At 61.6% G+C, this 14,725-nt stretch carries 13 protein-coding genes; 6 read left to right on the top strand and 7 right to left on the bottom strand.

Annotated features, from left to right (window positions below; all coding sequences use genetic code 11):
• The first annotated feature begins 197 nt into the window (after window positions 1-197).
• The 4 genes from C1896_20725 (at window position 198) to C1896_20710 (ending at window position 2,997) form a co-directional block, all read left to right on the top strand.
• The gene (locus C1896_20725) at window positions 198-641 is read left to right on the top strand and encodes a DUF2383 domain-containing protein (protein AZZ47139.1); all 444 of its coding nucleotides are present in this window, start codon (window positions 198-200) and stop codon (window positions 639-641) included.
• A 181-nt stretch (window positions 642-822) separates the two neighbouring features.
• The gene (locus tag C1896_20720; GenBank protein ID AZZ47138.1) at window positions 823-1,059 is read left to right on the top strand and encodes a hypothetical protein; all 237 of its coding nucleotides are present in this window, start codon (window positions 823-825) and stop codon (window positions 1,057-1,059) included.
• A gap of 71 nt (window positions 1,060-1,130) precedes the next feature.
• The gene (locus C1896_20715; GenBank protein ID AZZ47137.1) at window positions 1,131-1,301 is read left to right on the top strand and encodes a DUF1328 domain-containing protein; all 171 of its coding nucleotides are present in this window, start codon (window positions 1,131-1,133) and stop codon (window positions 1,299-1,301) included.
• Between the two features lie 466 nt (window positions 1,302-1,767).
• The gene (locus tag C1896_20710; GenBank protein ID AZZ47761.1) at window positions 1,768-2,997 is read left to right on the top strand and encodes a hypothetical protein; all 1,230 of its coding nucleotides are present in this window, start codon (window positions 1,768-1,770) and stop codon (window positions 2,995-2,997) included.
• Between the two features lie 74 nt (window positions 2,998-3,071).
• Here the strand turns inward: C1896_20710 and C1896_20705 are convergent, their stop codons facing one another.
• The 5 genes from C1896_20705 to C1896_20685 form a co-directional block, all read right to left on the bottom strand.
• Entirely contained in the window at window positions 3,072-4,094 is a 1,023-nt protein-coding gene (locus C1896_20705) for a hypothetical protein (GenBank protein AZZ47760.1), read from the bottom strand.
• A 1-nt stretch (window position 4,095) separates the two neighbouring features.
• Window positions 4,096-5,610: a tripartite tricarboxylate transporter permease gene (locus tag C1896_20700; GenBank protein ID AZZ47136.1), complete on the bottom strand. Its 1,515-nt coding sequence runs from the start codon at window positions 5,608-5,610 to the stop codon at window positions 4,096-4,098.
• Window positions 5,611-5,612: 2 nt separating this feature from the next.
• On the bottom strand, window positions 5,613-6,056 hold the full coding sequence (locus tag C1896_20695; protein ID AZZ47135.1) for a tripartite tricarboxylate transporter TctB family protein: 444 nt from the start codon (window positions 6,054-6,056) through the stop codon (window positions 5,613-5,615).
• Between the two features lie 61 nt (window positions 6,057-6,117).
• Window positions 6,118-7,092: a tripartite tricarboxylate transporter substrate binding protein gene (locus tag C1896_20690; GenBank protein ID AZZ47134.1), complete on the bottom strand. Its 975-nt coding sequence runs from the start codon at window positions 7,090-7,092 to the stop codon at window positions 6,118-6,120.
• 33 nt (window positions 7,093-7,125) lie between these two features.
• Window positions 7,126-8,388: an outer membrane porin, OprD family gene (locus C1896_20685; GenBank protein ID AZZ47133.1), complete on the bottom strand. Its 1,263-nt coding sequence runs from the start codon at window positions 8,386-8,388 to the stop codon at window positions 7,126-7,128.
• A 177-nt stretch (window positions 8,389-8,565) separates the two neighbouring features.
• Here C1896_20685 and C1896_20680 point away from each other — a divergent pair, with 177 nt between their 5' ends.
• Together C1896_20680 and C1896_20675 are read left to right on the top strand one after the other, a co-directional pair.
• On the top strand, window positions 8,566-9,237 hold the full coding sequence (locus C1896_20680) for a DNA-binding response regulator (protein ID AZZ47132.1): 672 nt from the start codon (window positions 8,566-8,568) through the stop codon (window positions 9,235-9,237).
• Window positions 9,230-10,648, top strand: coding sequence for a histidine kinase (locus tag C1896_20675; protein AZZ47131.1), 1,419 nt, complete (start codon window positions 9,230-9,232; stop codon window positions 10,646-10,648). Before C1896_20680 ends, C1896_20675 begins: the two co-directional genes overlap by 8 nt.
• Here the strand turns inward: C1896_20675 and C1896_20670 are convergent.
• On the bottom strand, window positions 10,637-12,556 hold the full coding sequence (locus C1896_20670; GenBank protein AZZ47130.1) for a GGDEF domain-containing protein: 1,920 nt from the start codon (window positions 12,554-12,556) through the stop codon (window positions 10,637-10,639). The two genes, C1896_20675 and C1896_20670, sit on opposite strands and share 12 nt — an antisense overlap.
• A gap of 168 nt (window positions 12,557-12,724) precedes the next feature.
• Entirely contained in the window at window positions 12,725-14,311 is a 1,587-nt protein-coding gene (locus C1896_20665; GenBank protein AZZ47129.1) for a chemotaxis protein, read from the bottom strand.
• Window positions 14,312-14,725 lie beyond the last annotated feature (414 nt).

Here is a 14,725-nt window from a genome sequence, read left to right as displayed (position 1 = left end):
AAGCCTTGCAAGTTGCACGGTATACACGGGTCTTTCCTGCAGTCTGCAATCGCACATCAAGCGCAACGGCGATGCAAGCTGTTGATTATAAAGGTGCAGGGAGGTTTGTGGCGCTGGCATGGGGCTTGCGGTGGTTACTGGCAACGCGCGTGGTCGACAGCAGCCGAGGCGCATCGCAATCTGTATTTGGAGGCCCCATGAACCAGAACATGACCCAACTCAACGAGCTCATCGAGATCACCCGCGACGGTCAGCATTTCTATCAGCATGCGATTGACGAGGTGAAAGAGGTCGAATTGCAGCATCTGTTCCGCGATATGGCTCAAGCCAAGACGCACATCATCCAAGCGCTGTCGGTAAAGGTTGCGGCCAATCAGCAGCAACCCGCACAAGGCGGCACTACGGCAGGTAAGCTGCGCGAAATGTACGCCGACACCAAGGCGAGGCTCGGCGACAGCGACGCGGTCTACATCGACCAGCTTGACCAGACTGAAGAGCGCATCCTGGCGGCCTTCGAGGATGCACTGAAAACAGCTGACCCTGATGTGAAGGCATTGCTAGCCATTGAGCTGCCGAAAATCCGGGCCTGTCATGAGCGCATTCATACCCTCAATCACAGCGACAGGAACCGCAGGGATTAGTCCGTCGTGCAAATCGCCCGGCGTTCTGCATAGGCATCGTGCAATATAAATTGGCGCAGCGATGTTTGGTGTATCTAAGTTGTTGAAATTAAAGGATTAATAGGAAAACTAACGGATGGCACGAGCCCTGCAACATAACCGCTAAGACAGACATGCCCCGCATGCTTAGAAGGAGTTGAGGATGAATCGTCAAGCACGTTTCCTACTGGTTGGAAAAGGTTTTCTTACCGCCGCAGTGGTCACGTTGATCATCGGAGCCGAACAGCCAATGTCGGAACCGCTCAGCCAGACACAGCATGAGTCAGCGGAACGAATCCGCATGTACGACGCTCAACCTGTAGGGATTGTGCAAACCGGACCTGCCGAGCAGACGATTGATTATTTGCAGGAGCGGTCGGAACAACGTTGGGTTTTCTAGTTGGAGATAGGCGACCCGATCCTTGCGGATCGGTCCGCTGAAGATGTCCTGAACCGAAGAGGAGTTACACCATGCTGAGTTGGGCTATTACGTTTCTGATCATTGCCATCATCGCTGCAGTACTGGGCTTCGGTGGTATCGCGGGCACTGCAACAGGCATCGCCAAGATCCTGTTCGTAGTATTCCTGGTGTTGTTTGTTGCTTCGCTGATTTTCGGACGAGGCCGCGGCCCACGAGCCTGATGCGGAACGCCGCTCGTCAGGGCGGCTGCAATATTAGGGAAGTAACAGCGGCTGGATGCCTTTTTTCAAAGCCTTCGCAAAAAGCGAAGTGCTGGTACTGGGGTCAATCATCCTCCTGGTGATTTACCCATCAGCCCCTACAGCGGGGGAGCCAAGGGGTCGGGACGCTCTTAATGGAGCGACCTAGGGGTACAGGGAGTACCTCCGTCATGGACCGGGCTCGGCGAAAGGCGACCGAAGGTGGGATGCCACCTTCGGCTTGCGATTTCTCCACAGCAGAGCACCCCTAGCGGGAATCTCGCCCTCTCATTAGCGTACCGGCCGCTGGCAATAGCGGTTAATGCACAATCTAGTGCAGCGCCCGAGTCAGATTCGCTGCACCTTCCATAGCTTCGCCCTGTTTGGTTCATGGCCGTTCTCCAGCCGCACCGCTATCATCGCCCGCAGTCTTTCGTTGGAGAACCCCATGCTCAACGGCCTCTGGCTGGGCTTTTTTCTGATCGCTGCAGTTGCGGCGCTGGCGCGCTGGTTGCTCGGCGACGATCCGGCTGTGTTTGCCGCACTGGTCGAAAGCCTTTTCGCCATGGCCAAGCTGGCCGTGGAAATCATGATCGTGCTGTTCGGCACGCTTACCCTGTGGCTCGGCTTCCTTCGCATTGCGGAAAAGGCCGGCATGATCGAAAAGCTAGCGCGCCTGCTGGGTCCGCTGTTCAGTCGGTTGATGCCTGAAGTGCCCGCCGGGCATCCGGCGCTGGGGCTGATCACGCTCAATTTCGCGGCCAACGGACTGGGCCTCGACAATGCTGCTACGCCGATCGGCTTGAAGGCGATGCGGGCGTTGCAGGAGCTCAACCCCACGCCTCACATCGCCAGTAACGCTCAAATCCTTTTCCTGGTGCTCAACACATCAGGCCTGACTCTGCTGCCGGTGACCATTTTCATGTATCGCGTGCAGCAAGGCGCAGAGGACCCCACACTGGTCTTTTTGCCGATATTGCTGGCGACCAGCGCTTCGTCGCTGGCGGGACTGCTCGCCGTGGCGCTGGTGCAGCGTCTGCGCCTGTGGGACCCGGTGGTCCTTGCCTACCTGATACCCGGTGCGCTGTTGCTGGGTGGTTTCATGGCGTTGCTCGCAGGGCTATCGGCCACTGCACTTTCTTCTCTTTCGTCGTTGCTCGGCAATCTCACGCTGTTCGGCCTGATCATTGCCTTTCTGGTCATCGGTGCGCTGCGCAAGGTTCCGGTCTTCGAAAGCTTCGTCGAAGGCGCCCAGGAAGGTTTCGACGTCGCCAAGAGTCTGCTGCCCTATCTGATCGCCATGCTCTGTGCGATTGGCGTGTTCCGCGCATCCGGCGCACTGGATTTCGGACTCGACGGCATTCGCTGGCTGGTAGACGCGCTGGGCTGGGACACCCGCTTCGTCGATGCGCTGCCGACCGCGCTGGTCAAACCCTTCTCTGGCAGTGCGGCACGCGCGATGCTGATCGAGACGATGCAGAGCCAGGGTGTCGACAGCTTTCCAGCATTGGTTGCGGCGACAGTGCAGGGCAGCACCGAGACGACCTTCTATGTATTAGCCGTTTACTTTGGTGCGGTGGGCATCCAGCGGGCGCGGCATGCGGTGGGCTGCGCTCTGGCGGCGGATTTCGCCGGCATCGTCGCGGCGATTCTGGTCTGCTATTGGTTCTTTGGCTGAATCGGTAATTCGCAAGGTCTCGCCCAGACCGCCAGCAAGACGCAGGCGCTAAAAAGAACCCGCCAGTAGGCGGGTTAAAGCGTGGCTCGTTGCCAGAACCGGAATAGCGGTTCGGCGAGGAACATGACGAGGAACAATCGCAGCACCTGCAGTGCAGTGACCAAGGCGACCGACAGCTGCAGTGCCTCGGCCGTCAGGCACAGCTCGGTGATGCCGCCGGGCATCATCCCCAGCATCAGCGACGTCTGGTTCAGCGTGGCCGCCCAACCCAGCACTTCGGCGAGGCCCGCCGCAGCGAGCATGGCCAGCAGGGTGAACAGCAGGATGCGCAGCATGAATCGCGGCGCGCTGCGAAAGAACGGCCGATCGAAGTGACAGCCCAGCGAGCAGCCGATCAGCCATTGGCCGAACTGGCCAACGCCCTCAGGCATACCCAGATGCAGATCGAAAGCGGCGCTGGCAACGGCACAGACGGTGAGCGGGCCCAGCATCCAGGGATTGGGTTGGCCGAGCCGCTTCCATAGCAACGCCAGCAGCCCGCCCGCTGGCAACAACACTGCCAACCAAGGCCAGCTCACCGGCGCTGGTGGCGGGGCATCCACTGGCGGCAGACTCCAGGTAAACAGGGCGGGGATGATCAGCACCACCAGCAGCAGTCGCATGCTATGAGCAGCAGCGACCATCGCCGGCTGGGCGGCGTGGCGACCGGCCAGGTTGACCATCTCGCTGGCGCCGCCCGGCATGCTGGAAAAGAACGCCGTGGCGCGGTCTGTGCCGCTGCGCAGGAGAATGAAGATGCCGATCAGGCTCAGCAGCAGGGTGCATAGCGCACCGGCGAGAATCACGCCGAAATGATCAACGACCTGCTGCATGACCTCGCTGGTGAAATGCAGGCCGATGGCGCTGGCGATCAACCATTGCCCGACCTGCCGACCCTGAGGGACTTCCCTTACCAGCCAGCCACTGCAGCGCACCGCAATGACCGCCAGCAGCGAACCGACCATCCACGGCAGCGGCCAGTTCGCCAGGCTTGCCAGCCAGCCGCCGAGGGCGCCGACCAGAGGCGTCGCCCACCATCCCGGCAACTGGCGCGGCATCTCAGGCATTCGCCTCGTTCAGCTTGCCGCGACGGCGCTGGCGCCACCAGCGCAGCCCTGGCATGGCCAGCATCAGCGCAGCCATCGCCCAGAGCACCAGCGTGATCGGGCTACCCCAGAGGATGCCCAGGTCGCCTGCCGAGATCGACAACGCGCGGCGCAGGTTGTCTTCCATCATCTCGCCAAGCACGAAGCCGAGGATCAGCGATGACAGCGGGAATTCCAGCTTGCGCAGCAGGTATCCAAACACGCCAAGGCCCACCATCAGCACCAGGTCGAACGTCGTGCTGTGCACGGAGTACACGCCGACCACGCTGATCGCGGTGATGGCCGGGACCAATACCCAGTTGGGCACGCTGAGCATCTTGGAGAACAGGCCGACCAGCGGGATGTTCATCACCAGCAGGATGACGTTACCGATGAACAGCGAGGCGATCAGCCCCCAGACCACATCGGGCTGCTGCTCGAACAGCAGCGGGCCGGGGGTGATGTTGTACAGCGTCAGTGCGCCGATCATCACCGCGGTAGTGCCCGAGCCCGGCACACCCAAGGTCAGCATCGGGATCAGCGAGCCACAGGCGGAGGCGTTGTTGGCCGCTTCCGGTGCGGCCAGACCACGCAGGTCGCCTTCGCCGAACTTGCCGCTGTCGCCGGCCATGCGCTTTTCGCTCATGTAGGTCATGGCGCTGGCGATGGTCGCGCCGGCACCAGGCAGGGTACCAATGACAAAGCCGGCCAGGGCGCTGCGCACCATGGTCCAGAAGGTGAAGCAGAACTCCTTGAAGTTGAACAGCAGGCGTCCGCTGGCCTTGACCGCTTTCTGGCCGCTGTGGGTCTTTTCCAGCATCAGCAAGACTTCGCTGACGCTGAAGAAACCGATCACCACGATCACGAACTGAATGCCGTCGGACAGGCTCACGCTGCCAAAGGTGAAACGGTAGACGCCGGTTGTGGAGTCCACGCCAACGGTTGCTAGACCCAGGCCGATCAATGCGGCCATCAGGGTTTTGACCGGCTTGTCCCCGACCATGCCGCCCAGACAGGCGATGGCGAAGATCATCAGTACGAAGTATTCCGCCGGGCCGAAGGCCACCGCCCATTTCGCCAGCAGCGGGGCGAACAGCACTACACCGCAGGTGGCGATGATGCTGCCGATGAACGAGCTGACCGCCGACAACGACAAGGCGATACCCGCCTTGCCCTGGCGTGCCAGGGGATAGCCGTCGAGGGTGGTCATCACAGCCGCAGCGTCGCCGGGTACGTTGAGCAGAATCGCCGAGATCCGGCCACCGTACTCGCAGCCCAGGTACACAGCGGCCAGCAGGATCAGCGCAGTCTCCGGCGGCAGGCCTAGCGCAAAGGCGAGAGGCAGCAGCAGGGCTACGCCGTTGATCGGGCCGAGCCCAGGCAGCAGCCCAACAACGGTGCCGACAAAGGCGCCAAACAGCGCCACCAGCAGGTTCATCGGCCGCGTGGCGACGTCAAAGCCCTGCCACAAGAAATTCAAGGTTTCCATTTTCAGCTCTCCAGCAAGCGCAGCACGCCAAGCGGCAGCGGCACATCAAGCAACAGGTCGAACAGGCCAAAGAGCAGCACGCCCATCAGCACGCCGCTGATCAGGCTTGGCAACAAGCGCCCGTTGAACAGCAGGCCCAGGGCGAAGGTGGCCAGCGCGGTGGTGATGACGAAGCCAAGCTGCTCGAACAGCAATGCGTACGCCAGCAGGACCAGGACGCAGTACAGGGCGCGCCGGGCCATGGACCAATCGAACGGCGGCGTCGGGTCGCCGTGTGGTTTGCAGAGCAGCCAGAGCGCACCGCAAGCCATCAGGAACAGCAGCAATAGCGGGTAGGCGCGCGGGCCGACCGGGTCGTAGGCGAAGGGCGCCTCGAAACCCCAGGCGAGCAGCGCCAGTCCGGCGCAGGCGAGCAGCCAGGCCGCGGCAAAGACACGAACGTACATGGTGGTTACCTCGGGAGGAGCGGGTAGCGGCTGCCCTCGGGAAGCCGCTACCGGCAGGGTGTTACTTGACCAGGCCGAACTCGCCGGCGAGTTCCTTGTAGTCGGCGACCTGCTTGTTGACGAACTCGGTGAGCTCATCGCCTGTCATCGACAGCGGGAACAGATCGCGTTGTTCGCGCAGCTTGGCGAAGTCCTCGTCGGCCAGCAGCGTGTCGAACTGGGTCTTCCACCAGTTGAAGTCTTCATCGCTGACTTCTGGGCCCATGTAGAAGCCGCGGATCACCGGCCAGCTGATGTCGTAACCCTGTTCCTTGGCGGTCGGGATCTCGGACATCTTGCCCGGCAGTCGATCATCGGACAGCACCGCGAGGATGCGGATCTTGCCGGCTTCGAGCTGCGGGGCGACCTCGCCCAGGCCGCTGCTGGTGACCTGCACGTGACCGCCGAGCATGGCCGTGAGGGTTTCACCGCCGCCTTCGAACGCGACGTAGCGCAGTTTCTTCGGATCCACACCCGCGGCGCGGGCGATCAGCGCGGTCTGCATCCAGTCCTGCCCGCCAATGGTGGCGCCAGCGCCGAACACCACGCTGCTGGGGTCTTTCTTCACCGCCGCGATCAGGTCATCGAGGTCCTGGTAGGGCGCATCAGCGCGTACCGAGATGGCGCCGTAGTCGGTGCCGATGCCGGCGAGCCAGCGCACGTCGGTCTCGTCATAGCGGCCGAACTTGCCCTGCGCCAGGTTCAGCAGCGAGCCGCTGGAGAACGCTGTAATGGTCGCCGGGTCGTCGGCACGCTGGGCGATCACCGCGTTGTAAGCCACCGCGCCGACTCCGCCAGGCATGTAGGTGACGCGCATGGGCGATTCGAGCAGGCCTTCGTCTTTCAGGCCGCTCTGGGCCAGCTTGCAGGTCAGGTCGAAGCCACCGCCGGGCTTGGCCGGGGCGATGCACTCGGGACGCTTGGGCTCGGCGAACAGCTGGCTGGACAGGACCAGGCAGGACGAGAGCAGGGCGATACGACGGATTGCTGTCTTCATGGGTGTCTCCTTTGATTCTTATTGTGGACGGCTTTACCAGATGGGCAGGCTGTAGCTGACAATCAGGCGGTTTTCGTCAGCGTCACGGGCGAAATCGGAACGGAACATGGCGTTGCGCATGCGCACGGCCACGTTCTTCAGCGGACCGGTTTGTACGACGTACTTGAGTTCGATGTCGCGCTCCCACTCGCTGCCATTGCTGCCGCCGCTGTACTCGGCGTTGTCACCGGAGATGTAGCGCGTCAGGAAGGTCAAGCCAGGGACGCCGATCGAGGCGAAGTTGTAGTCGTAACGCGCTTGCCAGGAACGCTCGTCGGCATTAGCGAAGTCGTTGATCTGGACGAAGTTGACCAGGTAAGGGTTGCTGCCGTCGACGTAGGCGTAGCCGGTGTCACCGTTCATTTGCTGATAGGCGAGGCTGACCTTGTGGCCACCCAGGCTGTAGCCCACCATGCCGTTCCAGGCCTGGTTGTCGATCTTGCCGGCATTGGCTGCGCCGGTGTCATCACTGATCATCAAACGCAGGTCGGCGGTCAGCGACGAATTCTCGCTCAGCGGCTGTACAGCCTGCAGGTTGAAGAAGTGTTGACGATAGATGTCGTCTAGCTCAGCGGCGTAGTAGGTACCGATGAGCTTTTCGTTGAAGTCATAGCGCGCGCCGGCAAAGGTCAGATGATCGGCCTCGGCAGCGCTGTCGAAACGACCATTCTTGTTGTTGACCTGCAGCTCCTGAGAGTTGGTCGAAGCACGGTCGATGACCTTGTCCAGACGCCCGCCGGTCAGGGTAAGACCGGTCACGTCCTGAGACACCAACAGGGTGCCTTCGAATACCTGGGGGAGGGTTCGGCTGTCGCTGGCGGTAACCACCGGCGTTTCCGGGATGTGGCTGCCGTAGCGCAGTTCGGTTTCCGAAAATTTTGCCTTGGCCGTCAGACCGAGGCGGCTGAACTCGTCCGGGGTGCTGCCATCGTCGCGCACCGGCAGTAGATCGGTGTTGGTGCGGCCACCGCCGGAATCAAGTTTGACGCCGAGCATGCCCATGGCATCTAGGCCGAAGCCCACAGTGCCTTCGGTAAAGCCTGATTCGATGTTGAGCAGGAAACCCTGCGCCCATTCTTCACGCTTGGACTGGCCGGTGCCTTCGCGAAAATCACGATTGAGATAGATGTTTTGGGTTTGCAGGGTCGCGCTGCTGTCTTCGATGAAATCGGCCTGGGCCATGGGCGCCAGAGAGGCAGCCGCGACGGCGAGGGCAAGGCGAGCGCGTACGGGGTTTATTCTGACGGCAGTCAGCATCCTGAATCTCCACTATTGTTTTTGTTGTGGCGGCGTGAGCCGCGCCAGGTGGATCGAGCCACCTGATCCCGATCCTAGGCGGCGAAGCTTTCGCCAGGCTTTCAAGGGCGAAAGCAGCGGGCGGCGTGCCTTGTCGCTACACTGGCGGCCCGTTCCGTGTGTGGCAGAGGACAGGCGATGCGGATTCTCTTGGTCGAGGACCACCCCCAACTGGCTGAAAGCGTGGCGCAGGCGTTGCGCGCTGCGGGATGGACGGTTGACCTGCTCAACGATGGCGTGGCCGCTGATCTCGCGTTGTCGACCGAGGATTACGCGTTGGCGATCCTCGATGTAGGCCTGCCCAGGCTTGACGGCTTTCAGGTGCTGTCGCGCCTGCGTGAGCGTGGCAAGACCCTGCCGGTGTTGATGCTGACTGCCCGCGGGGAGGTCACCGATCGGGTCCATGGGCTCAATCTCGGCGCTGACGATTACCTGGCCAAGCCCTTTGAACTCTCCGAGCTGGAGGCGCGGGTCAAGGCGTTGTTGCGGCGCAGCGTGGCTGCTGGCGAGCGGCAGCAGCGCTGCGGTTCGCTGGTGTATGACCTGGATGCGCGGCGCTTCAGCCTCCAGGGGCAGCCGCTTAGCCTGACGTCACGGGAGCAGGCGGTCCTCGAGGCGTTGATCACTCGGCCCGGCCGGGTCATGAGCAAGGATCAACTGGCGGCGCAGGTGTTCGGCCTCGACGAGGACGCCAGTGCCGACGCCATCGAAATCTACATTCACCGGCTGCGCAAGAAACTCGAAGGCAGCGCGGTGCGCATCGTGACGTTCAGAGGCTTGGGCTATCTGCTGGAGGCAGCGGATGCCTGAAGCGATACAGCCGCGCGCTGGCAGTTTGCGCGGTGGGTTGCTGCGCAGGCTGGCGATGCTGCTGACCCTGCTGATGCTGTTCAGTGGTTGGAGCGCCTACTGGAACGGGCGCGCCGCCGCCGACACTGCCTACGACCGGACCTTGCTGGCTTCGGCCCGTGCCATCGCCGATGGCCTGGTTGCCAACGATGGGCAGCTCCGCGCCAATGTGCCCTACGTGGCGCTGGACACCTTTGCCTACGACAGCGCCGGGCGCATCTACTATCAGGTGCTGGATACCGAAGGCCGGTTGGTCAGCGGCTACGAGCATCTGCCGGCGCCGGGTGCCGAGATCCGTCGCACCGATGACTATCCCGCGCTGGCGCGCTTTTACGACGGGGAATTCCGGGGCGAAGGTGTCCGGCTGGTGAGCCTTCTGCAGCCGGTGAGCGAGCCGGAGCTCAACGGCATTGCTGAAATCCGCGTCGCCGAAACGCTGGGCGCTCGTGAGCGCATGGCCCGCAGCCTGCTGGTGGATACGCTGTGGCGTGTCGGATCACTGGCCATTGCTGCGCTGGTGCTGGTGTGGCTGGCAGTCAGCGCGGCGTTGCGCCCCTTGGGCAAACTCAGCGAGGCGGTCGAACAGCGCCAGCCTGACGATCTGCGGCCGCTACCGCTGGTGGCCGTGCAACGCGAGCTGAAACCTCTGGTGGCAGCGCTCAATCACTTCACCGAGCGGCTGCGCGGGCAATTCGAGCGGCAGGCGCAGTTCATTGCCGACGCCGCTCACGAACTGCGCACGCCATTGGCGGCGCTCAAGGCGCGGATCGAACTCGGCCAGCGTGAACAGCAGCCGCAGCGTTGGCAGGAGACGCTTGAAGAAGCCGGAGCCCATACCGACCGGGTGATTCATCTAGCCAACCAGTTGTTGTCGCTGGCGCGTATCGAAACCGGCGCGCAGTCGATTGCTGAAGGCGGTGCCCAGCGCCTGGACCTCAGCCAGCTGGCGCGGGAACTGGGCCTGGCCATGGCTGCGCTGGCCCACAAACGGGGCGTCGCGCTGGCGCTGGAAGCAGAGCAGCCGGTATGGATCGACGGCGAGCCGACGTTGTTGACGGAGCTGCTCAGCAATTTGCTCGACAATGCACTGGCGCATACGCCAATTGACGGCAATGTGGTGCTGAGAGTGAGGGAAGAGGGCGTGCTGGAGGTCGAGGATGACGGTCCGGGGATTCCCGAGGCGGAGCGCGCCAAGGTCTTCGCCCGTTTCTATCGTGTGCACCAGCAAGGGCAGGGCGCCGGGCTTGGTCTTGCCATCGTTGGCGAAATTGTTCGTGCCCACCGGGCGACTATCGAACTGGATCAGGGCGCCTTGGGCGGGCTGCTGGTAAAGGTGCGCTTCCCGCCACCGGTTCCCGATTCAGTTGACTGACGGCTCGAGAGCCTCGTCGGCTTCGGCAATTGCCACCTGATTGCGACCGTTGTGTTTGGCCCGATAAAGCGCCGCATCGGCACACGCCAGCAATTGTGAAGGGGAGCAGTTCGCAGGCGGCTGCAGGGTCGCCACGCCGATGCTGATGGTCAGTTCCAGCCGCTGCTCGCCATGAGCGGGCCGTAGCGCTGCCACGGCTGCGCGGACTCGTTCGGCCTGTTCGCCGGCTTCGCGGCTGTTCATGCCAGGCAGCGCGATGACGAACTCTTCGCCGCCATAGCGCGCCACCACGTCGCCGGCCCGTTGGCCGTGTTGCTTGAGCGTATCGGCTACCAGCCGCAGGCAGTCGTCACCGAACGCATGCCCGTAGGTGTCGTTGACCCGCTTGAAATGATCGATGTCCAGCAGCAGCACCGACAATGGCGTCTCGGTGCGTTGGGCGCGGCGGATTTCTTCGTCGATCATCAGGTCGAAATGCCCTCGGTTCGACAGCTGGGTCAGCGCATCGGTAACACTCATGCGGGTCAGTTGCTCGTTGACCCTCTCCAGGCCGCGCTTGGCCTCTTCCAGCGCCCGAGTCCGTTCGTAGACCCGCGCCTCGAGCGCCTCGTTGTTGCGGATCTGCATCTCTAGCGCCTGCTGTTGCGCCTGGAGGCGTGACTCACGCTCCTGCGCCAATGCATCGGAGGCTTGCAAGGCACTCTGCTGCGCCAGGATCCGGCGGTCACGCTCGTGATTGATGCGCTCGGCCAATGCCATCGACAAAAGCACGAACTCAGCGAACATACCGATCAGCTGGCCATGTAGGGTCAGTGCATTCAGCGGCAACAGCCCCTCAAGCGCCAGCAGGTGGGCGATGGTAGCGATCAACAATGTCGACCAGGCGATGGCGAATAGGCGCGCTGAACGGTTGCCGCGAATCCACAGGTTGATGATGGCGGCCATCGTCAGGATGCAGTGGATCAGGGCGACCGGTTCGGCCATCAAGTAACGACCCAGCGAGGGTGCGAACAAGGTGACCAGAATCACCACGCCCCAGTAGCCCATCAGCACCCAGGTGACCAGCCAGGGCCAGCCGCCATAACTTCGGACCTTGAGAAAGCGACTGGCGAACAGCAACGGGGTGAAAAAACACAAGGCTGCCGACAGCGCATAGAAGCGGCGGGCGAAAACAGGCGTGTCGGGCCACAGGAATAGCTGGCCGAAGCCGGTTATCGTGAGTACGTAAAACAGCGCGCTGAGAAGATAGGCAACATAGAGCAGATAGGCCACGTCCCGAGTGAACACGAACAGGCTGCTGTTGTAGAGAAGAATCACCAGCATGCCGCCGAAGAACAGGCTGATCATCGCGACGTCGGTAATTTTTTCCGCTGCGAACGCCGTTTCATCGTAAATGCTCAACGGCAACGCCATGAGTTCATGGGCTTGTACCTGCATGTACACCACGGCGCGTTCATTGCCACGCAACTCCAGCGGGAAGACCAGGTTGTGGTCTGCTAGCGGTTGATCACGCTTGGGAATGTGATCACCAGCCTGCATCAAGGGACCCCACTCGCCTTCGGCCGGGTAGAACAGACGTACACGCACCTTATCCAGGACAGGCCATTTCAGGCTCAGGTACCAGCGCTCGGCGCTTGTGGCATTGCTATCAACTTCGAAGCGCACCCATGCGCCGTCACGCTGTTTCTTGAGATTGGGCTTGGCTAACGGCTGCCACTGCCAAGGGGCAGTGTGAGCGGTTGCGAAATCGGCATCGGGATGCCCGGGTAGCCACTCCACCGCGCCCATGTGGAGTTCCGCACCGCTTTTGCTGACCACGCTTGGAACAAAAGCCGCGATGGCCTGGCCCGACATGAGGCCGGCAAAGGCGGTTAACAGGCAGCAGAGCAAGAGCCGGCGGAATCGCATCAGGTGAGAGGTCTCGTCTAACGACCCATCGCGACGCATAGGCAGCCGTGAGGGTCAGGCAGTGGTTTGGCTATCGAAACGATACGGGTAATGTCGTTTTGATACCACTGCTAGGCTACTAACGGCTCGCCCATCCATCGGAACGTCAATCGGAGCCTTCTTGATCGGCTAACCGCGTCGCCGTGTCCAGAATTGCTGCACCAGCATTTCCAGGCTGTCAGCCAACTGAGCGACACCCGAAGCGGTCTCCCGGCTGCGCAGGCCACTTTCTACATGCTGATCGGAGCCGCTACGAATGCTCACGATGTTCTGATTGATGTTCTCGCTGACGGCACTTTGCTGCTCGACGGCCGAGGCAATCTGCATGCTCATGTCGCTGATCTCGTTCACTCGATTGTTGATGTCCTGGAGCGAGCGTGCCGCTTGCTCAGCCTGCTCGACACTTTCCATGGCCTGATCTCGGCTACGTTGCATCACCTGCACCGCTTGACGTGCACCGCCCTGCAAAGCCGCGATCATCGAGTTGATTTCCTGGGTGGACTGCTGGGTTCGAGACGCCAGGCTACGAACCTCGTCAGCAACTACAGCGAAGCCACGCCCTTGTTCGCCGGCGCGGGCGGCTTCGATGGCAGCATTAAGGGCGAGCAGGTTGGTCTGCTCGGCGATGCCGCGGATGACATCCAACACCTTGGTTATGTCGTTGCTGTGCGCTTCCAGTTCGAGAATGACATCACCGGCGTGCTGAATATCCTGAGCTAGCCGGCCGATAGCTGCCCCCGTCTTATTGACGACATCCGTACCGGTTGCAGCTTCGCTGTTGGCTCGGCTGGCTGCCTCGGCGGTGCGCTGGGCGTTGTTGGCGACTTCCTGCACGCTCATCGCCATTTGATTGATTGCGGTAGCAACCTGATCGGTTTCGCTCTGCTGACGCGATGCGCTCTGTGCGCTGCTGTCCATGGCACCCACCAGCTCCCGTGCATGCATGCTCAGCTGGCGTGAGGCATCGCCGATTCGGCCAACCATGGCCCCGGCTTCGGTTTCGAGCAGTTTCATGGCATAGCTAATCTGGCCGAACTCGTCGCGGCGCCCCGTGTAGACCAGCTGACCGACCGCATCATCCCCCACCTGCCGAGCCTGTGCAGCAAGACGTTGCAGAGGCGCAAGCGCCATGTAGGCAAAGACGCTCGCGCTCAAGGCAGCTGCAGCTGCAGCCGCTACCGCCGCTACTAGGCTTGCTCCACCTAACAGTGCCCCCCCGATAGCGCAGGGAGCAGCACCCAGGGCGACGAGCAGGGCGACACGGCTACGCACGCCCAAGGTGGAGCGGCGCAGAGCGGCAGGTGGCCGCTTTTCGCGCAGTTGCGCATACAACGTTTCGGCTGCCGCTACCTGTGCGGCCTGCGGCTTGGTCCGCACCGATTGGTACTCGACCACTTTCCCGTTGCGGCTGATGGGGGTGACAAAGGCGCTGACCCAGTAGTGATCGCCGTTCTTGCAACGGTTCTTCACCATTCCCATCCATGACCTGCCTGCACGAACGCTGGACCAGAGGTCACCGAATGCTTCGGGGGGCATGTCGGGATGGCGGACTATATTGTGATGCTGACCGAGCAACTCACGCTCTTCGAAACCGCTGATCTTTATGAAGTCGGGGTTTACATAGGTGATATCGCCGTTGAGGTCGGTGGTGGACAGTATGTTTGCTGTCTCACTGAAGGACACGTCGCGTCCGGTGACCGGTACGTTCAAGCGCATGGTGGAATTCTCTCAAACTAGATGATTTTTCCGCCACGGACGTCTTGACCGATGCCCAGGCTGGACATCGCGCAACCCTGCTATTCACCTTGCGGTGAAATCCTCGGACTTCCAAACGGATCCTATTCGGTCTTGCTAAACCGAGCCTTCAAACGGCCTTGTTGGTGCTTCGGCCAGCACATTGCTCTGCTTGTAGTGCGCACTCGCATTACATCGAGTGATGGCATCGTGATATCGGCTGCTTTGGTCAGCCATCCGACCAAAAGACCTACCCCTTTAGTCGGGTGATGGCTCTGTGCTATTAGGCGATCTTATACATATAAATATTTATGTACAGATATTTGTATAGGTATTTCAGGTTTATTCCGCAGACGAGCAACCCCCCATCCCCAAATGGGTCATAGCCATAGTCAC

It is taken from the genome of Pseudomonadaceae bacterium SI-3, from assembly GCA_004010935.1.
Taxonomy (GTDB): domain Bacteria; phylum Pseudomonadota; class Gammaproteobacteria; order Pseudomonadales; family Pseudomonadaceae; genus Stutzerimonas.
This window is presented reverse-complemented; position numbering and strand designations above follow the sequence as displayed.